The organism is Ochrobactrum sp. SSR (assembly GCF_030067775.1).
Classification (GTDB): Bacteria; Pseudomonadota; Alphaproteobacteria; order Rhizobiales; family Rhizobiaceae; genus Brucella; species Brucella teleogrylli.
Window position 1 is genome coordinate 1,583,743 of the sequence record NZ_CP125969.1, and the last position, 19,556, is coordinate 1,603,298.

A 19,556-nucleotide genomic window follows, 5' to 3' on the forward strand; every position below is an offset into this window, starting at 1 on the left:
CTTATCCGAAAACCGTTTCACACTTTTCGGGATGTGCCTTAATTGCCTTATTATTATAGATTTTTATATTCAACTTTAGAACAATCCACTAGGAATGGTGCACAATATAGGGAATTGGCCTTTGAAATTCTCTCTAATAAAAAAAAATCCAGCAAAACACGGAGGTTTTACTGGATTTTTCACTAAATTAAGAAACTCTTAATTTTCAAAGAGCGAATGCCACATGCCGAAGCAAGGTCTCAGCGCGGCGCGCGCTTGGCGAGAATGCGCTGCAAGGTACGGCGATGCATGTTGAGACGGCGCGCGGTTTCCGAAACATTGCGCTCGCACATCTCGTAAACGCGCTGGATATGCTCCCAGCGGACGCGATCGGCAGACATGGGGTTTTCCGGCGGAGCGACTTTTTCGCCCGGACGGCGGGTCAGGGCTGCGAAAACTTCATCCGCATCGGCAGGCTTCGACAGATAGTCGATGGCTCCGAGCTTCACCGCATTCACGGCGGTGGCGATATTGCCATAACCGGTGAGGACGATGGCACGCGTATCGGAACGACGCAGGCGAATGGCCTCGATGACGTCGAGACCGTTGCCGTCTCCCAGCCGCATATCGACCACGGCATAGGCGGGCGCTGCGGCCTTGGCGGCGGCGATGCCTTCTTCAACCGATTCCGCTGTGGTCACCTGAAAGCCCCGGCTTTCCATGGCGCGGGCCAGGCGTTGCAAGAAAGGTTTGTCGTCATCAACCAGAAGGAGGGTGGGGTCGTTGCCTATGGCTTCGCTGTCTTCCTGCTTCAAGTCGTCCATCGGGTGCTTCCTGCCTGTATTTTTGATCCCTTATTGATACCCCTGCGTCAAAAAGTCAAATAGCCATTGAATCGTTGAAGCAATTTCTACGGCCATGAATTTTACGCCAGACTATAAATCATTGTATTTGATTAATAATTCTAAAAGACAACACAAGAAGTTGAGCAAAAACAATTTTGCGAGGCGGTTTTGCGTCAGACGTGGGTGAAGGTTGAACGCGGCCAAACCACTTTGACTTCTGCCCCCTGCCCGGGATTGCTTCGATTACGAAACGCAATCTGTGCGCCGGAACGCTCCAGCAAGGTTTTTGCGATGAACAGGCCAAGGCCAAGGCCGCCGCCATTGCGGGTGCTGTCGCGGCTGGTCATATAGGGCTCACCGATGCGGTCGAGGATTTCCGGCTTGAAACCTTCGCCATCGTCCTGAATGGTCACGCTGACCTGATTGTCGGTCCAGCCCCAGGTGACACTGACATTGCCGCGCGCGAAATCGACAGCATTTTCCACCAGATTGCCGAGGCCATAAAGCAGGCCGGGATTGCGCCGCGTGACCGGCTCGGGCTTCGGCCCTTCCACCTTCTCCACGTCGATGGTGACACCGAAATTGCGATGCGGCGCTATCACTTCCTCGATCAGCGAGGACAATGGCAGGCGCGACATATGCTCCTCGTTTTCCGAGGACAAGCTGGTCAGCCGTTGCAGAATTTCACGGCAGCGCTGCGTCTGCGAATGCAAAAGCGCAATGTCTTCGCCAAGCCCCGTATCGACCGGATTTTTGGCATAGGAACGCTGCATTTCCTTCACCACCAGCGCGATGGTGGCGAGCGGCGTTCCCAGCTCGTGAGCGGCAGCAGCGGCGAGACCATCCAGAGCGGTGAGGTGATGTTCGCGCTGGAGAATGAGTTCCGCAGCGCTCAATGCATCGCCCAGCTGGCGCGCTTCTTCCGCGATGCGATAGGCATAGACACCGGTAAAGCCCAGTGCCGATGTGATGGCGCACCAGATGCCGATCACGAACAGGAACGGCAGGTTCAGCACCTCGCCCGGATACCAGGGCAGCGGTTCATGCCGCACCGAAAGCACGGATGTGCAGGCGACGACCAGCAAAGCCAGCGCCAGCGTATGCCGGGCTGAAAGCGAGGTGGCCGAAATGATGACCGGCACGATCATCAGGATGACGAAGGGATTTTGCAGCCCGCCGGTGAGATAAAGCAGGCCCGCCAGTTGCAGAATATCGAAGGCCAGCACAAGGCTCGCCGCTTCCGGGTTCAGCCGGTGATTGGTCGGAAAACGAAAGGCCAGATAGAGATTGAGCCAGGCCGAGCAGGCAATCAGCGCAAAACAGATGCCAACCGCAAAGGGAAATTGCAGGTAAAGCGCCACGAGCATGACGGCTGCCGTCTGTCCGGCGATGGCCAGCCAGCGCACACGAACCAGCGTGGTCAAACGCGGGCGACGCGAAAGATTGGAAGCGCGGTTCTCGAACTCTGCGTGCATTTTTTGCTGTTCCTCTATCCTGCCCCTTATGGGGCAAGCGAAGACTGGAATGCAAGCGGAACTGCGTTATCCGGTCGCAGGCGATTAATGCTTCGTTTTAGCACGACAGTTGCAAGTTCGTCAGGCCGTGGCGAAAAGAGTGATTTGCGAGCACCGGAGCGGAGCGTACTTAAAGTACGTGAGCACCGGAGCCTCGCATGATCCCGAAAAGTTGCAGACTTTTCGGATTAGATTATGCGAATGCAGAACCTAAAATTGCTCTTTGCAGTCCGGCATCACGAAGAATGCAACTGTCATGTTAGGTTCCGCGCGGCTTTGCCCGGCGGGTTGCTTCCGCATTGGCGGGGTCTTCCGGCCAGACATGTCTTGGATAGCGCCCACGCATGTCGGACCGGACATCGGCCCATGATCCTTTCCAGAAGCCCGGCAGATCGCGGGTGATCTGGATCGGGCGATGGGCGGGCGACAGAAGTTCCAGCAGCAAAGGCACCTTGCCATTGGCGATAGATGGATGCACACCAAGTCCGAACAGTTCCTGCACGCGGACGGCCAGCACCGGCTCTTCGGCATCGTAGTGGATTGGAATATGCGAGCCGGTAGGCACGGTGAAATGCGTTGGCGCGAGTTGATCCACGCTGCGCTGAAGATCAAAGGGCACAAGGCTCATCAGGCCGTTTTTCAGCACGTGACCCGGAATGCGGTCGAGTTGCGCTTCCCCGGTCAGGAAGGGCAGCAGCCAGTCTTCCAGCGTCTCCAGCAGATGCTCGTCGTCCATGGATGGCCATGGATCGCCCAGGCCACGATAAAGCCAGCCAAGACGGCGACGCAGAATTTCGGCTTCCTTGCCCCAGGGCAGAATGCCAAGCCCATGTTCGCGCAGGGCGGCGATCACGCCCTCATCGGCAGCGCTGCCCGATGGCGCGGCCAGCGGCTTTTCCGAAAGGGCGATGGCGCCGATGCGCACGGCCTCACGCGCCCTGAGCGCGTTCTTTTCGGGGTCATAGACGACCTGTCGCCCGCTCTCGATCCGCTCGCCAAGAGCCAGCCGGATTTCCGCTTCCGACACTTCGGCAGCCGAAAGAACACGCGCACGGCCCGCCTTGCCGGACATATCCGCCACGACCAGCCAGGGGGCACGACTGAGGCTGATCGCGCTATCCACCTCGCCGCCGCGACCATTGGCCAACAGGAATTGCCCGGTCTGGCCGCGCGCTCTGGCAATCCGGTCGGGATAGGCGTCTATCAGCATGCGCCCGATGCCTGATCCAGCGGGCGCGCCCTGATTGGGCACATTCGCGGCAAGGCGCTTTGCCAGACCCTTGGCCCTTTGAGCACGGTCCGAACGATCATTGCGAAAGCGCGAAAAGCGCGTATCGAGATCGGTTTCGTTACCGCCAAGGCCGCGCTCGGTTAAAAGCACCGCCAGTTCGGCAGCCTTTAAAACTTCGCCGCGCTTGCCCGCCTCGGCCACCATATGGGCAAGACGCGCAGGCAGAGCGAGCTGACGCATGGCTTCTCCGTCGGGGGTCAGACGCCCGGCCTCGTCCAGCGCGCCAAGCCTGCGCAACAGAGCACGGGCTTCGTTCAGCGCCGGTTTCGGCGGCGCATCGAGAAAGGCAAGCGTTGCCGGATCGGTCACGCCCCAAGCGGCGCTGTCGAGCACAAGGCCGGATAGATCGGCCTCCAGAATTTCGGGCGGAGAAAAGGCGGGCAACGATGCCGTCTGCCCCTGATGCCAGAGGCGAATGGCCATGCCCGGCTCCGTTCGCCCGGCGCGGCCCGCCCGCTGATCGGCGCTTGCGCGCGAGGTCCGCACCGTTTCCAGCCGTGTCAGGCCGGTGGCTGGTTCATATTTCGGCAGGCGAGCAAGCCCGCTGTCGATCACCACGCGCACGCCGTCGATCGTGATGGAGGTTTCAGCAATCGAGGTCGCCAGAACCACCTTGCGCCTGCCTTCCGGTGCCGGCTTGATTGCCGCGTCCTGATCGCGGCCTTCCATCGCGCCATAAAGCGGCGCGAGTATCACATGGGCCGGCACGCGATCTTCCAGAAGGCGCACCGTGCGCTCGATTTCGCCCTGCCCCGGCAGGAAAGCCAGAATGCTACCGGTCTCATCGACCAGCGCGTCGCGAATGCTCCGCGCCATCGCGTCTTCCACCCGCTCGTCGGCTTTTCGTTCGCGATAACGAATATCGACAGGGAAGGCCCGGCCCTCGCTTTCAATCACTGGCGCATCGCCGAGGAGTGCGGCCACGCGGGCACCATCGAGCGTTGCCGACATGACCAGAATTTTCAGATCGTCGCGCAAGGCCGCCTGCACATCGAGCGCCAGCGCCAGCCCGAAATCCGCATCGAGGCTGCGCTCGTGAAACTCGTCGAACAGCACTGCCGCCACACCCTTGAGGTCCGGATTATCAAGGATCATCCGCGCAAAGACGCCCTCAGTGACGACAAGGATTTTCGTCCTGCCCGAGACCTTGCTCTCCAGACGCATCCGGTAGCCGACCGTTTCGCCCGGCTCCTCGCCCAAAAGCTCGGCCATGCGACGGGCAGCCGCGCGGGCAGCAAGTCGCCTCGGCTCCAGAAGCACGATCATGCCATCGCCGCGCCACTGCGCATCCAGCATATGGATCGGCACCAGCGTCGTCTTGCCCGCACCCGGCGGCGCGACCAGAACCGCGCTTGCATGGGTGTCCATGGCCGCAACCAGCTGCGGCAGAATGCGTGTAACGGGAAGATCAGGCAGGCGCGTCAAAAGAATATCCGTCGATCAGGGGGCAGCAGCATTTGTGCTTATCACACAAGTGCTGGCCATTATCCATATTCGAACCCGACCGAACAGGCCCCCGCGTCCTACAGGACGCGACAAAAGTATTTCTGTATATTTTATTCATAGAATTGCGCATAGTATTTATAAAATTAAAAACATTGGGGAATTAATCGGGATGAATATTAGCAAAAGGGAATTTTTAAAAGGACTTATTCTTTCCAGTCTCGCAGGCGGTCTGGCGACATCGGGTTTTCCCGGCCTCTTCGATGCAGCTGCGAAGGACACGGATGCAGCCATTCCTCTTATCCCGACCCCGCACAGGATCAGGAATTTGAGCGGAAAATTCCGCGTCGAGAGCGGCGCCAGGATCACCTATGACGATCCCGCCATTGAAAACAGTATTCGCGTTTTCAAAGAAGCAATACGACCCTTCTCGGAAATAAAACTCGTAAACGCACCCCGTTCCAGCGCGAATTCACCGAAGGGCGCCATTCATCTGGAAATCGGTCCGACACCGGAAATCAAAGAGGCTCCCCGGTCGACGGGCCTCTCGCCCGCCGAGCAGGACGATCTGGACGAGCGCTATTTTCTGCACGCAGACGAAACCGGGGTGGTCATCAGGGCGAACAGTTCGCAAGGGCTAGCCATGGGCCTGACCACGCTGTTGCAGCTTTTCGCCACCGCGCCGCAACAGGATGCCAGCGGCATCGAAATTCCTGCTGTCCGCATCGTGGACGGTCCGCATTACAAATGGCGCAGTTTCCATCTCGATGTTGCCCGGCATTATTTCACCACGGACGAGATCAAGACTGTCATCGATCTGATTGCGTTCTACAAGTTCAACGCGCTCGATCTTCATCTCACCGATGATGAGACCTGGCGCATTGAAGCCGCTAGACCGGATGGCAAACAGCCGGATGACGAGCCCATCTATAGCCGCGCCGATCTCAACGAAATCGTCGCCTATGCGCAGGCACGTCACATCACCGTCATTCCATCTTCGGACGCGCCCGGCCATGCCGCGGCACTGATCAGGCTGCACCCGGAACTGGCGATGGGCAGCAACGTACAGCGTTTCGAACTGACGCCGGGGGTGGTGCAGCATCGCGCCTGGCTCAACCCCGATCTGCCCGATAGCTTCAAAGTCTATGACGAGATCATAGCCTATCTGTCGGATGTGTTCCCCGGGCGCTGGCTCGATATCGGCGGTGATGAAGCCTTCGGGATGACGGAACAGCTTTATACGAAATTCGTCCGGCATCAGCATAAGGTGGCGGTGCTGGCCGGGAAAAAGCCGATCGCCTGTCAGGAAACCATGCGGGCCGGACTTGACCGCGATATCGTCGTTCAGCACTGGATTTCCACCGACCCCAAATATGCCAATATGGAACTCGGCGCGCAGATGGGATCGCAACAGGCACTCCAGTTGCAGAAAATGGTCGTCAAGAATGTCCAGAACAGTTTGAACGACCTCAACCGCGCGATGGAGCGCGAGCTTCCGATCCTGCTCACGCCTTTTGCCCATAGCTATCTCGACGTGCCCTATAAGGAAGCGTCCATTCTGCCCGCGCAGAACGCGCTCAAGGCACGCCTTGGACTGCGCACCTATCGGCCCCAGACCGTCGAGGAATATTATAACTGGAATCCGGGCAAATCCCTGCCCGGCGGGGGCAAGAACGCGCATATTGCGGGCGTGGGTGCGGCAATCTGGTGCGAAACCATCAAGAGTTTCGATGATTTGAGTTTTCTGATCCTGCCGCGCCTACCCGGCATGGCGCAAAAGGGATGGAGCACCGTTTCCAACAGTCCATGGCAGAGGCACAGCGCGGCTCTTCCGGCCCACGGAACGGTCTGGGAGAAAAGCAAACTCGGCTTCTTCAAGTCCGAACTGATAAGGTGGTAGAAGAGCGTGCTTTCACACCTATTCTGTCAGGAACACACATGCCCCATATCCGCCTATCGAGCGCGACCGACGCGCCTGCTCTCACTGAAATCTGGCGGGCCAGCGTGCGCGCCACGCATGACTTTCTTAGTCCCGAGGATTTCCGGGAAATAGAAACCCTCGTATCCGAGCATTATCTGCCTAATGCTGAAGTCTGGGTCATCGAAGACGACGGAAGGCCTGTCGGCTTCATGGGGCTGACCGACAATCAGATCGACAGCCTGTTCATCGCGGCAGACCAGCGCGGCAAGGGCATTGGCAAGCGGCTCATCGCCCACGCGCAATCCCTCAATGGCGGCACGCTGACTGTCGATGTGAACGAGCAGAACGCTCAGGCCGTCGGCTTCTACCGGCATATGGGCTTCATCGAAACCGGACGTTCCGAAACCGACGATCAGGGACGCCCCTACCCGCTGATCCATATGCGCCAGCAAAAACCTGCCTGATACCGGCCTGAAAGGTTTGCGCGTAGCTGGCCGCACGCGCAGATCCTTTCCTGAAAAAGACGTTTCAGGAGCAATTGACATACTCCCCCATAGTATATAGATTTTCGCAAAATCGAGAGGATTCATGCCGCATTCACCGGACGATAAAAAGCGTGCGCTAACCCGCCTTCGCCGCATTCGCGGACAGGCGGAAGCGTTGGAACGCGCCGTGGAAGCGGGCACGGAATGTGCGGCGCTGTTGCAGCAAATCGCCGCTTTACGCGGCGCGGCCAACGGGCTGATGGCGGAAGTTCTGGAAAGTCACTTCCGCGAGACATTCGGGCAAGCGCGTGAGACCATTGTGCGGGATGTCGCGACAGACCCGGACGCCGAGATCGATCAAATCATGCAGATTTTGCGCACCTATCTGAAATAGGGCGCCAAACCGGACTAACTATTTGTTTTTGAGCCCATCCTGTCGGAAGATAGTTTCAAAATTGTCGGGATGCGCTCCAGATCCAGAAGGAACATCGTCATGAAATCACGTGCAGCCGTTGCCTGGGAGGCAAAAAAGCCGCTCACCATCGAAACCGTCGAAATCGGCGGGCCGCGGGCCGGTGAAGTGCTGGTCGAAATCATGGCGACCGGCGTGTGTCACACCGACGCCTATACGCTGTCGGGCCTCGATTCCGAAGGCAAGTTCCCGGCCATTCTCGGCCATGAGGGCGCGGGCATCGTGCGCGAAGTTGGCGCAGGCGTAACCTCCGTCAAGCCGGGCGACCATGTCATCCCGCTTTACACGCCGGAATGCCGCCAGTGCAAAACCTGCCTGTCGCAGCGCTCCAACCTCTGCACCTCGATCCGCGCCACGCAAGGTCAGGGCCTGATGCCGGACAAGACCACGCGCTTTTCCTGCGATGGCGGCGAAGTGTTCCATTATATGGGCTGCTCGACTTTCTCGAACTTCACCGTTCTGCCGGAAATCGCCGTCGCCAAGGTGCGTGAAGACGCGCCCTTCGACAAGATTTGCTATATCGGCTGCGGCGTCACCACCGGCATCGGCGCGGTGATCTATACGGCAAAGGTTCGTCCAGGTTCGAATGTGGTGGTATTTGGCCTCGGCGGCATCGGCCTCAATGTCATTCAGGGCGCGCGCATGGTCGGCGCGGACAAGATCATCGGCGTTGATATCAACCCGGCCAAGGTCGAAATGGCGAAGAAGTTCGGCATGACCGACTTCATCAACCCGCGTGAAATCGGCAATGACAAGGTGGTTCAGGCCATTCAAGACCTGACCGATGGCGGCGCGGACTATTCCTTCGACGCCACCGGCAACACCGATGTCATGCGTCAGGCGCTGGAATGCTGCCATCGCGGCTGGGGTGAATCCATCATTATCGGCGTTGCGGAAGCTGGCAAGGAAATCGCCACGCGTCCATTCCAGCTGGTCACGGGCCGCGTCTGGAAAGGCACCGCCTTCGGCGGCGCGCGCGGCCGCACCGACGTGCCGAAGATCGTCGACTGGTACATGGACGGCAAGATCAACATCGACGATCTGATTACCCACACCATGCCGCTCGATGAAATCAACACGGCCTTCGACCTGATGCATGAAGGCAAGTCGATCCGTTCGGTGATTGTCTACTGATGAGCGAAAAAACGCTGATATCCCGCTGGGATGAGCTGGACGATTTTACGCCGCGCGCGCTTTATGCGCTGCTGAAATTGCGCGTGGATATTTTCGTGGTGGAGCAGAAATGCCCCTATCCCGAAATCGATGGCAAGGACATTGGCGCGTTCCACCTGCGCATTCTTGACGGCGAAGAACTCGCAGCCGCCTTGCGGGTTCTGCCGCCGGAAAGTGATGGCAAACCTGCCAAGATCGGGCGTGTGGTCGTGGCCCCGGATTACCGGGGCTACCAACTTGGCCGAAGGCTGATGCAGGAAGCGATTGCCTTCACGCAACAGCATTTTCCCGGCATCGCCATTGAGCTCGGTGGCCAGAGCCATTTGCAGAAATTCTATGGCTCGTTCGGTTTTGAAGTCATTTCGGATGAATATCTGGAAGACGGCATCCCGCATGTGGACATGCGGCTGGAACGCCGGGAAAAGAGCAACTGATGTTTCTGCTGCGCCGCCATATGTCCTTCTATCTTGCGGCCATCGGCGGCGCAGCGGCCTTTATCATCGCCTGGCTATTCGGCAGTCCGCTGGCGCCGGTGATCGGGGCGGACACATTCTTCGTGCTTTATCTGGTGCTGGCGCTTGCAGCCATCCCAAAGCTCACCGCCGCTTTTCTCAAAAAGCACGCCGCCGCCGCCGATGAACCGGCCTGGATCATCTTTCTGGTGACTTTCGCAACCGTTATCGTCGCAGTGGCCTCGCTGTTCATCCTGCTCAACCGGCAGCCGAACGCGGATGCATTGGCGCTGGTGACCACGCTTGCATCGGTGCCGCTCGGCTGGGCGACCATCCACATGATGACGGCCATTCACTACGCCCATGCCTTCTGGCAACCGCAGGAACCAGCCGGTGACGACAACGGCCACGCCAGCCGCCATCGCGGCGGGTTCGACTTTCCCGGCACGCAGGAACCATCGGGCTGGGATTTCGCCTATTTCGCCTATGTCATCGGCATGACCGCGCAGACTTCCGATACGGGCGTCACCACCACCGCCATGCGGCGGCTGACACTGATGCACAGCGTGGTATCCTATTTCTTCAACACCATTCTCGTCGCGGCAGCGGTCAATGCCGCCGTCGCGCTCGGCAGCTGAATAGCCCGGCCCGCGCGCAAAATCAGGAACTGGAATTCACATGACAACGACCCTCGAAACAATTTCGACAGCCAAGTGCTTTGGCGGGACGCAAGGCGTCTACCGGCACAAAAGCGCGACCTGCCAGTGCGATATGACCTTTGCCGTCTTCCTGCCGCCGCAGGCCAAGGATGGTCCGGTGCCGGTGCTCTGGTATCTGTCCGGCCTGACCTGTACGCATCAAAACGTGATGGACAAGGGCGAATATCGACAATTGGCCGCAGAACTTGGAATTGCCGTTATTTGCCCGGATACGAGCCCACGCGGTAATGACGTTCCGGACGAACCGGAGAACTGGCAGTTCGGCAAGGGCGCAGGCTTTTATGTCGATGCGACGCAGGCGCCTTTCGCCCGGAACTACCAGATGTACAGCTATATCACGCAGGAACTGACCGATCTGGTTGCGGCTGAGTTTCCGCTGGATATGGCGCGGCAAGCCATCACCGGCCATTCCATGGGCGGTCATGGCGCGCTGACGATTGCGCTGAAAAACCCGGACCGCTTCAAGTCGGCCTCGGCTTTCGCGCCGATCGTGCAGCCATCGACCGCCGGATGGTCGAAACCGGCGCTGGAAAAATATCTCGGACCGGAAGAACGTGCATGGCGTCCCTATGATGCGTCGTTGCTGATCGAGGATGGCTACAAATTCCCGGCATTTCTGGTCGATCAGGGCACCGCAGACGGTTTCCTGAACGACGGCTTGCGTCCGTGGCTGCTGGAAGAAGCCTGCAAGAAAGCTGGCATTCCGCTCACGCTCAACATGCGCGAGGGCTATGATCATTCCTATTTCTTCATTTCGACATTCATGGATGACCATCTGCGCTGGCATGCAGAACGGCTGTAAGACACAGAAAAGCCCGGCTTGGCCGGGCTTTTTGCTATCGCCTCACCACCTTCATCGGCAGACCGCCCTGCGGCTGCGTGGTGAGCTTTTGCACCGGCCACGGTCTGGTGGTTTCCAGCACGTCGAAGCGGTGACCGTCGAGCAAAGTCGCCAGCGCAATCACCGCTTCCTGCAAGGCAAAGCTCGCCCCGATGCAGACGCGCGGTCCCGCGCCGAAGGGCAGATACTGGAAACGGTCGAGCCGGTCGCGGTTTTCCGGCCAGAAGCGCTGCGGCATGAAAGCATCCGGCTGATCCCAGTAGAGGCGGTGACGGTGGATCACCCACGGCATGACAAGCACCGTTGCGCCTTTCGGTATTGCCAGATCGCCATAGCGATCATTCTCCGCCGCCTCGCGATTGATCGATGGCGCAGGCGGGTAAAGACGCATCGCTTCCTCGAAAGCCGCGCGCGTAAAAGGCAGACTTGCCAGCCATTCATGCGGCGGGAGATCGCGCCCGCCCTTTTCGAAAAAGGCGTCGATTTCCGCCTCAACACGCGCACGCTCTTCGGGGGCCTTGGCCAGCAGATAGAGCGTCCAGCCAAGCGCCCGGGCCGTGGTTTCGTGACCGGCGCCAATGAAGGTGATGATGTTGTCTTCGATCTCGGAACGGCTCAGGCCTTCCGGACCTTCGGCGCGCAGAAGCAGCGTCAGGAAATCGCTCGGCACCGCCTCGCCCTTGTCCATGCGCGCCTTGCGCAGGGCAATCGTGTCGGAGACGAGCGCGCGGAAGAAGCCCAGCGACTGCTGGCCACGCAAACGCGTGAAGCGTGGCAGCCAGTCGGGCAGGCCCAGCAGATCGAACGGATCGACGCGCCCCATGGTTTCAAACAGCTTGTCGATCTGGCGCGCGAAATCATTGGCATCGCCTGCGATCTCGCCGGAAAACAGCGTTTCGGCCAGAATATCATAGGTCAAAAGCGTCATGTCATGGGCAACATCGGTGACGGTGCCGTTGGTCCTGTAGCGCTCGACGAACAGGCGTGAACGGTCGCGCATGGTTTGCGCAAAGCCCGCAATATGGCGCGGCGTGAAGACAGGCGCCATGGCCTTGCGCGAACGCTTCCACACCTGCCCCTCAGCCGTCAGAAGGCCATCGCGCAGCAGCGGGCGCAGCACGCGCTGCCGAATGGCGGACATGGGATAATTGGCGGCGTTGTCCACAAGCACGTGGCGGATCAGCCCCGGATCGTTGGCGATGATGGTTTTGATGCCGAGCCAGCTGACCTCGACCCAGCGCTCATTGTAGGAAGGCTCACCCCACAATTCGAGCGGGTTCTTGTAAACCACGCGCATCATCTCGAAACGGCCGACCGGCTTTTCGCGCGGACGCGGCGCGGGCGGCACGAAGGGTTCTAGCACTTCCGGCATAGTCATCGCAGTTTCATCCAAGCGTTCCAGATACCGTTGTTTTATGACATATAAGGGGTAATTGTGGCGCTTCCAGAAGCCCAATCGAGGCTGCATCTGCCATATGGGGTCGATATCCGCCCAAACTACCGGAATCCCCGGCAAATTTGCGCGTGAAATTTGGAAAATAAGCCGTTAGCGCCTATATTAAAGCCATGTTTGTCGTGTGATTCGACACGTTCTTTAAGGCTGCATTTGCAGCAGGCTATCAGGCTGCATTCGCAGCACGTTTTCGAAAGATTTTCATGAGCGATACGCCCGAGATGAATTCCGAAGCCTCCGCCGAATATGGCGCGGATTCCATTCGTGTTCTGAAAGGTCTGGATGCCGTTCGCAAGCGTCCGGGCATGTATATCGGTGACACGGATGACGGCTCCGGCCTGCATCACATGGTTTATGAAGTCGTGGACAACGCCATCGACGAAGCGCTGGCGGGCCATGCCACACTCGTCACCGTGACGCTCAATGCCGATGGCTCCTGCACTGTGACCGATAACGGTCGCGGCATCCCGACCGACATCCATAAGGAAGAAGGCGTTTCGGCTGCTGAAGTCATCATGACCCAGCTCCATGCGGGCGGCAAGTTCGACCAGAATTCCTACAAGGTTTCCGGCGGTCTGCACGGCGTGGGCGTTTCGGTCGTCAACGCGCTTTCGGTCTGGCTGAAGCTGAAGATCCGCCGCTATGGCAAGGTTCACGAAATGAGCTTTACCCACGGCGTCGCCGATGCGCCGCTGGTGGTGACGGGCGATGTGGCCGACGGCGAAACCGGCACCTCCGTGACCTTCCTGCCCTCGACGGAAACCTTCAGCATGGTCGAATTCGACTATGACACGCTGGAGCGTCGCCTGCGCGAGCTGGCCTTCCTCAATTCCGGTGTGCGCATCAAGCTGAGCGATCACCGTCATGCGGACGCCAAGGAACACGAACTGCATTACGACGGCGGCCTGATCGAATTCGTGAAATATATCGATCAGAACAAGAAGCCGCTGATCGACGAGCCGGTCTATATCCGCAGTGAAAAGGACGGCATGACGGTTGAAGTCGCCATGTGGTGGAACGATTCCTACCACGAAAAGGTGCTGTGCTTCACCAACAACATCCCGCAGCGCGATGGCGGCACCCATCTGGCCGGTTTCCGTGGTGCGTTGACCCGTCAGGTCACGGGCTATGCGGATGCTTCCGGCATGACCAAGAAGGAAAAGGTGCAGCTCACCGGCGACGATTGCCGCGAAGGCCTGACGGCCGTTCTTTCCGTCAAGGTGCCGGACCCGAAGTTCTCGTCGCAGACGAAGGACAAGCTGGTTTCGTCGGAAGTGCGCCCGGTGGTCGAAAGCCTCGTCAACGAAGCGCTGTCGATCTGGCTGGAAGAGCATCCGGCGCAAGGCAAGGCCGTGGTCGAGAAGGTCATTCAGGCCGCCGCCGCCCGTGAAGCGGCGCGCAAGGCCCGCGACATCACCCGCAAGAGCACGCTCAGCGTCACCTCGCTGCCGGGCAAGCTCGCCGATTGTCAGGAACGCGACCCGGCCAAGTCGGAACTCTTCATCGTCGAAGGTGACTCGGCAGGTGGTTCCGCGAAGAGCGGGCGTTCACGCCAGAACCAGGCGATCCTGCCGCTGCGCGGCAAGATCCTGAATGTGGAACGCGTCCGCTTCGACCGCATGCTGTCCTCCGATCAGGTCGGCACGCTGATCACGGCGCTCGGCACCTCGATCGGCAAGGATGAGACGCACGGCTTCAACGCCGACAAATTGCGTTATCACAAGATCATCATCATGACCGATGCTGACGTCGACGGTGCGCATATTCGCACGCTGTTGCTCACCTTCTTCTTCCGTCAGATGCCGGAGCTGATTGAGCGCGGCCATATCTATATTGCGCAGCCGCCGCTCTATAAGGTGTCGCGCGGCAAGTCCTCGCAATATATCAAGAACGAGGCCGCCTTCGAGGACTTCCTCATCGAGACCGGCCTTGAAGAAGCAGCCCTTGAAATGGCAAGCGGCGAAGTGCGCGCCGGGCCAGATCTGCGCGCCGTCGTGGACGATGCCCGCACGCTCCGCCAGCTTCTGCAAGGCCTGCACACCCGCTATGACCGCCGCGTTGTCGAACAGGCGGCGATTGCTGGCCTGCTCAACCCCGACGCTTCGAAGGACAATGCCACGGCGCAACGCTCTGCCGATACGGTTGCGACGCGCCTCGACATGATTTCGGAAGAAACCGAGCGCGGCTGGACCGGCCATGTCATGGACGATGGTGGCTATCGCTTCGAGCGCATGGTGCGCGGCGTCAAGGATGTCGCCATTCTCGACATGGCGCTGCTCGGCTCTGCCGATGCCCGACAGATCGACCGGGTGGCAGGCCGCATGAGCGAAACCTTCGCCGAGCCGCCCATGCTGCGCCGCAAGGACAAGTCGGACGTGCTGTCCGGCCCGATGGCGCTGCTGGATGCGGTTTTCGCGACGGGTCGCAAGGGCCTCACCCTACAGCGTTACAAAGGCTTGGGCGAAATGAACGCCGAACAGCTGTGGGAAACCACGCTTGACCCGAATGTGCGCTCGCTTCTGCAGGTCAAGGTGACCGATGCGACCGACGCGGACTCGCTCTTCTCGCGCCTGATGGGCGACGAAGTGGAACCACGCCGCGAGTTCATTCAGGAAAACGCGCTGAGCGTCGCCAATCTGGACGTCTGATCCAGCTCGGTCCCTGACAACAATAAAGGCCTCTGCTCGCAGAGGCCTTTTGTTTATCTGGCGGTATCACAACCGCAAAAAGAAAGGCCCCGCAATGCGGGGCCTTTCTCTTGCAATCCTTTAACGAAGGATCAGAACTTGTAGGCAACGCCCAGACGAACTTCGTTGGTCTTGAAGTCGTTGTTGACGCTCAGTCCACCGAAATCGAGGTCCTTATCGCCGTAATCGGTGTAGCGATATTCAAGACGCAGGATCAGGTTGTCGGTTGCGGCATAGTCCACACCGCCGCCAATGGTCCAGCCGGTAAGCGTCTTGCTTTCGGAGAAGCCGATACCGTCGATGTCGCCGCTGTTCTTGATATTGCCGAATGCAACACCGCCAGCGATGTAAGGCAGGAAGCGGTCAAAGGCATAACCAGCACGGGCACGAACGGCACCCGACCAGCGCAGCTTGTTTTCAAACGAACCGACTGCGAGATCGCCATCGTAAATGTCGATGCCCTTCGAGACGTCATTATAGGTGATGTCGCCATCGATACCGAGAACAACATTGTTGCCCAGATCGAAGTTGTAACCGGCATAGAGACCGCCGAGGAAGCCATCAGGCTTCACATTGCCATAGGTGAAAAGGTCACCGCTGAAGTCGGACTTGCCCCAGCCATAGCCAACCTGACCACCGATGTAAGCACCGTTCCAGGTAAAGGTCGGAGCGACGACAACCGGTGCTGGTTCCTGTTCGATAACCGCGTCAGCAGCCTTTGCGCCGGTGGCAGCAATCAGGGCGACGGTGGATGCGAGAAGAAGCGTCTTGAGCTTCATGATGAACCTCCAAAGGAAATTTTCTGAACCAAGCTTGCCCCTAATATAAGCGACTACTCAGAAAAGTCTGTAGCAAGGAAGCCACAGCAAGCGAAATGTGCAAAAAGCCGAACACGAAGCCGTGAAACCGCCTTCTCTAGTTAAAATTCGGTTAAAAACCACCGAAAGAGCCGCTCTGTGCAGGCCTATATTAATCCCGATCCAATCGGGTTATAGAAAACCGGGCTTAAAAGGTGGGAGACTGATATGCAGATAGCGGGCGGCAGCGAACGGATCGACTGGGTCGATATTGCCAAGGGCATCTGCATTATCTTCGTCGTTATGATGCATTCCACGCTGGGCGTCGAAAAGGCGGCGGGTGCCGAAGGCTGGATGCATTATGTGGTTGCCTTCGCCAAACCATTCCGCATGCCGGATTTCTTCATGATCTCCGGGCTGTTTCTCAGCCTCGTCATCGACCGGCCCTGGCGACGCTATCTCGATCGCAAGGTTGTGCACTTCCTGTATTTCTACATTCTGTGGCTCACGATCCAGTTTGCGTTCAAGGCGCCGGGCATTGCCAGCGAAGCCGGTATTTCAGGCGTTGTGCAGGCCTATCTCATGGCTTTCGTCGAGCCGTTTGGAACGCTGTGGTTCATCTATATCCTGCCAATCTTCTTTATCGCGACGCGGCTTTTGAAGCGTGTGCCAGTGGGCGTGACCTTTACGGTGCTGGCTGTGCTGGAAATCCTGCCCGTGCATACGGGCTGGGTGATGATTGACGAATTCTGCTCGCGTTTCGTCTATTTCTTCGCGGGCTATGCCGTCGCACCGGCCATCTTCAAGGTTGCGGACTGGCTGCGCCAGCGCCCTCTTGTCGGCGTTGCCGGGCTACTCGTCTGGGGTCTTGTCGAATATAAGCTCGTCTTCATGCCGGTGCCGGAAAGCCTCGCATCGTTGATCGCGCCGGCAAGCGATCTTCTGAACGGGCGTGGCGCTATCAGCGATCTGCCCGTTATCTCGCTACTGCTGGGACTGGTCGGCGCGCTGGCGATTATCTCGATTTCGTCGCTGTTAAGCCTGCTGTCCGCGCGCAACTGGCTGCATCGGGCCTTAAGCTGGCTCGGCGCACATTCGATTGTGATCTATCTGGCCTTCTTCCTACCAATGGCCATTGCGCGCACGGTGCTGCTGAAACTCGGCTTCATCGATATCGGCACAGTATCGCTGCTGACCACCGCAAGCGGCGTGATCGGGCCGGTCATTCTTTACGGGCTTATCCGATGGACCGGCTATGGCCAGTTTCTGTTCCGCCGCCCGGCATGGGCCTATATTGATCAGGCCCCGCAAAAGAAAACGGCGGCCACAGCCGCCGTTTGATGGTTTCGGATTTTTCGCCCAGTATTAGCTATGCGCGAAGATATCGTCTTCCGGCCAGCCCATCAGATCGAGCTCCGAACGAGTCGGCAGGAATTTGAAGCAGGCTTCGGCCTGTTTCACGCGGCCATCGCGCTCAAGGCGCTGTTCCAGAACGGCCTTCAGGCGATGCAGATAGAGCACGTCGGAAGCAGCATATTCGAGCTGCGCCTGCGAGAGAATTTCCGCAGCCCAGTCGGATGACTGTTGCTGCTTGGAGATAGAAACGTCCAGCAGCTCGTTGCACAGTTCCTTGAGACCATGGCGGTCCGTATAGGTGCGGGTGAGCTTCGATGCGATCTTGGTGCAAAAGACGGGCTGCGGCATGGTGCCGAAAGCCTGCGCCAGCACCGCCAGATCGAATCGGCCGAAATGGAAGATTTTCGTGATCGAGCGGTCTTTCAAAAGCTTGACCAGATTGGGCGCCTTTTTCTGACCGGCTTCGATCTGGATTACGTCTGCCGTGCCGTCACCGGGCGAAATCTGCACCACGCAAAGCCGGTCACGATGCGGGTTCAGCCCCAGCGTCTCGGTATCGATGGCGACCGCATCGACCTGATAGTGATCGAGGTTCGACAGATCGTTTTTATGAAAACGGATGGTCATTCTCTATTATCCTTATTTGGCGGCGATAACCGCCATGATGCGAGCCCTACTTGGCGGCGATAGCCGCCATAATACGCGCCCATGAGCGTTGGCCTTTGTGGAAGGAGTTCAGCTCGTATTTTTCGTTGGGCGAATGGATCCGGTCGTCTTCGAGGCCGAAGCCGACGAGCAGCGATTCCATGCCGAGGAACGTGTCGAAGTCGCCGACAATCGGGATCGAGCCGCCCATGGCGATCAGCACCGCTGGCTTCGGCCATTCGTCGGACAGCGCGTCCTTGGCCTTGGAAACCAGCGGTGAATCATAAGGCAACTGGATTGCGGGCGAGCCGCCATGCGGGTGGAACTCCACCGAACAATCGGCTGGCAGACGCTCTTGCACAAAGGCGCGGAAGGCTTCGCGGATCTTCGCCGGGTCCTGTTTGTGGACCAGACGGAACGAGACCTTGGCCGAAGCCTGCGCCGCGATAACCGTCTTGAAGCCTTCGCCGGTATAACCGCCGGTGATGCCGTTTACTTCCGCAGTCGGGCGCGCCCAGGTGAGTTCCAGAACGCTGCGGCCCTTTTCGCCGGATGGGACCGACAGGCCGATAGGACCGAGAAAATTTTCCGCCGTGCGACCGAGGCTTTCCCAGGATTGCAGGATTTGCGACGGGGTTTCTTCCACGCCTTCATAGAAGCCCGGAACGGTGACGCGTCCGGTTTCGTCATGCAGGTCGGCCAGAATCTTGCTCAGAATATGGATGGGATTGGCGGCAGCACCACCGAAGAAGCCCGAATGCAGATCACGGTCGGCAGCCTTGATGACGATTTCCTCGCCGACGAGACCACGCAAGCCCACACTGATGGCAGGGGTTTCCGCGTCCCACATGGCGGTGTCGCAGACCAGCGCCACGTCGGCCTTCAGCTCCGCCTTGTTGGCATCAAGGAATGGCTTCAGCGACGGCGAACCGGATTCTTCCTCGCCTTCGAACAACAGCGTCACCTTGACTGGCAGATTGCCATGGATCGCCTTATAGGCGCGGCAGGCTTCCACGAAGGTCATCAGCTGGCCCTTGTCGTCGGACGTGCCGCGACCGGTCAGGATCTTGCGACCGTTACCGACATCCTTGATCGCCGGATCGAACGGGTCGTTTTCCCACAGGTTCAGCGGATCGACCGGCTGCACATCATAGTGACCATAGAACAGCACATGCGGCGCATCGGGCTTGGCGCCATCGTGATGTGCAACCACCATCGGGTGGCCCGGCGTGTCGCGCACGCTGGCGTCAAAGCCAATCGTCTTCAGATCCTCGACCAGCCATTCCGCAGCTTTACGGCAGTCGGCCTTATAGGCCGGGTCGGTCGAAATCGACTTGATCCGCAGCAGTTCGAACAGGCGTTCGAGGCTTTTATCGAGATTGGCGTCGAGGTGGCTGAGAACTTTGTCGAGCGATTGCTGAGACGTTTCCGTGGACATGAAAATTTCCTGACGAGTCTTAAACTGGCGGCACACTACAACCAG

Annotated in this window: 16 protein-coding genes; 9 read left to right on the forward strand and 7 right to left on the reverse strand. The window is 58.8% G+C overall.

Going from position 1 to position 19,556, the window contains the following annotated elements; translation table 11 throughout:
• Positions 1–239: 239 nt before the first annotated feature.
• The 3 genes from regA to hrpB all read right to left on the reverse strand — a co-directional run bounded on the left by regA (position 240) and on the right by hrpB (position 5,054).
• Positions 240–803, reverse strand: coding sequence for a global response regulator transcription factor RegA (gene regA / locus QLQ11_RS07540; protein WP_078339656.1), 564 nt, complete (start codon positions 801–803; stop codon positions 240–242).
• A gap of 194 nt (positions 804–997) precedes the next feature.
• The gene (locus QLQ11_RS07545) at positions 998–2,299 is read right to left on the reverse strand and encodes an ActS/PrrB/RegB family redox-sensitive histidine kinase (RefSeq protein WP_109368166.1); all 1,302 of its coding nucleotides are present in this window, start codon (positions 2,297–2,299) and stop codon (positions 998–1,000) included.
• 298 nt (positions 2,300–2,597) lie between these two features.
• The gene (gene hrpB, locus QLQ11_RS07550) at positions 2,598–5,054 is read right to left on the reverse strand and encodes an ATP-dependent helicase HrpB (RefSeq protein WP_109368165.1); all 2,457 of its coding nucleotides are present in this window, start codon (positions 5,052–5,054) and stop codon (positions 2,598–2,600) included.
• 190 nt (positions 5,055–5,244) lie between these two features.
• Between hrpB and QLQ11_RS07555 the strand changes: the two genes are divergently transcribed.
• The 7 genes from QLQ11_RS07555 (at position 5,245) to fghA (ending at position 11,096) form a co-directional block, all read left to right on the forward strand.
• Positions 5,245–6,972 carry a family 20 glycosylhydrolase gene (locus QLQ11_RS07555; protein ID WP_181376066.1) on the forward strand — a complete coding sequence of 576 codons (1,728 nt, stop codon included), beginning with the start codon at positions 5,245–5,247 and terminating at the stop codon, positions 6,970–6,972.
• 38 nt (positions 6,973–7,010) lie between these two features.
• Entirely contained in the window at positions 7,011–7,457 is a 447-nt protein-coding gene (locus tag QLQ11_RS07560) for an acetyltransferase (protein ID WP_109368163.1), read from the forward strand.
• A gap of 124 nt (positions 7,458–7,581) precedes the next feature.
• Positions 7,582–7,872, forward strand: coding sequence for a metal/formaldehyde-sensitive transcriptional repressor (locus QLQ11_RS07565; protein ID WP_109368162.1), 291 nt, complete (start codon positions 7,582–7,584; stop codon positions 7,870–7,872).
• Between the two features lie 99 nt (positions 7,873–7,971).
• Positions 7,972–9,084: an S-(hydroxymethyl)glutathione dehydrogenase/class III alcohol dehydrogenase gene (locus QLQ11_RS07570; protein WP_109368161.1), complete on the forward strand. Its 1,113-nt coding sequence runs from the start codon at positions 7,972–7,974 to the stop codon at positions 9,082–9,084.
• Positions 9,084–9,557 (forward strand): GNAT family N-acetyltransferase, encoded by a 474-nt coding sequence (locus QLQ11_RS07575; protein ID WP_109368160.1) that lies wholly within the window; start codon positions 9,084–9,086, stop codon positions 9,555–9,557. The genes QLQ11_RS07570 and QLQ11_RS07575 overlap by 1 nt, the downstream gene beginning before the upstream one ends.
• On the forward strand, positions 9,557–10,213 hold the full coding sequence (locus QLQ11_RS07580; protein ID WP_109368159.1) for a DUF1345 domain-containing protein: 657 nt from the start codon (positions 9,557–9,559) through the stop codon (positions 10,211–10,213). Before QLQ11_RS07575 ends, QLQ11_RS07580 begins: the two co-directional genes overlap by 1 nt.
• Before the next feature lie 40 nt (positions 10,214–10,253).
• Positions 10,254–11,096: an S-formylglutathione hydrolase gene (fghA, locus tag QLQ11_RS07585; RefSeq protein WP_283736015.1), complete on the forward strand. Its 843-nt coding sequence runs from the start codon at positions 10,254–10,256 to the stop codon at positions 11,094–11,096.
• A 34-nt stretch (positions 11,097–11,130) separates the two neighbouring features.
• Here fghA and QLQ11_RS07590 read toward each other — a convergent pair whose 3' ends face one another.
• Positions 11,131–12,507, reverse strand: coding sequence for a cytochrome P450 (locus QLQ11_RS07590; RefSeq protein ID WP_109370144.1), 1,377 nt, complete (start codon positions 12,505–12,507; stop codon positions 11,131–11,133).
• Positions 12,508–12,791: 284 nt separating this feature from the next.
• Here QLQ11_RS07590 and gyrB point away from each other — a divergent pair, with 284 nt between their 5' ends.
• Entirely contained in the window at positions 12,792–15,236 is a 2,445-nt protein-coding gene (gene gyrB / locus QLQ11_RS07595; RefSeq protein WP_109368157.1) for a DNA topoisomerase (ATP-hydrolyzing) subunit B, read from the forward strand.
• Positions 15,237–15,367: 131 nt separating this feature from the next.
• On the opposite strand, the gene QLQ11_RS07600 is transcribed toward gyrB, so the two are convergent.
• Positions 15,368–16,054, reverse strand: a complete 687-nt coding sequence (locus QLQ11_RS07600) for an outer membrane protein (protein ID WP_109368156.1) — start codon at positions 16,052–16,054, stop codon at positions 15,368–15,370.
• Positions 16,055–16,300: 246 nt separating this feature from the next.
• Between QLQ11_RS07600 and QLQ11_RS07605 the strand changes: the two genes are divergently transcribed.
• Positions 16,301–17,413: an acyltransferase family protein gene (locus QLQ11_RS07605; RefSeq protein WP_109368155.1), complete on the forward strand. Its 1,113-nt coding sequence runs from the start codon at positions 16,301–16,303 to the stop codon at positions 17,411–17,413.
• A 24-nt stretch (positions 17,414–17,437) separates the two neighbouring features.
• On the opposite strand, the gene QLQ11_RS07610 is transcribed toward QLQ11_RS07605, so the two are convergent.
• Both QLQ11_RS07610 and QLQ11_RS07615 read right to left on the reverse strand, forming a co-directional pair.
• On the reverse strand, positions 17,438–18,055 hold the full coding sequence (locus tag QLQ11_RS07610; RefSeq protein WP_371835849.1) for a ribonuclease D: 618 nt from the start codon (positions 18,053–18,055) through the stop codon (positions 17,438–17,440).
• A 46-nt stretch (positions 18,056–18,101) separates the two neighbouring features.
• The gene (locus QLQ11_RS07615) at positions 18,102–19,511 is read right to left on the reverse strand and encodes a dipeptidase (RefSeq protein ID WP_109368153.1); all 1,410 of its coding nucleotides are present in this window, start codon (positions 19,509–19,511) and stop codon (positions 18,102–18,104) included.
• Positions 19,512–19,556: the final 45 nt, after the last annotated feature.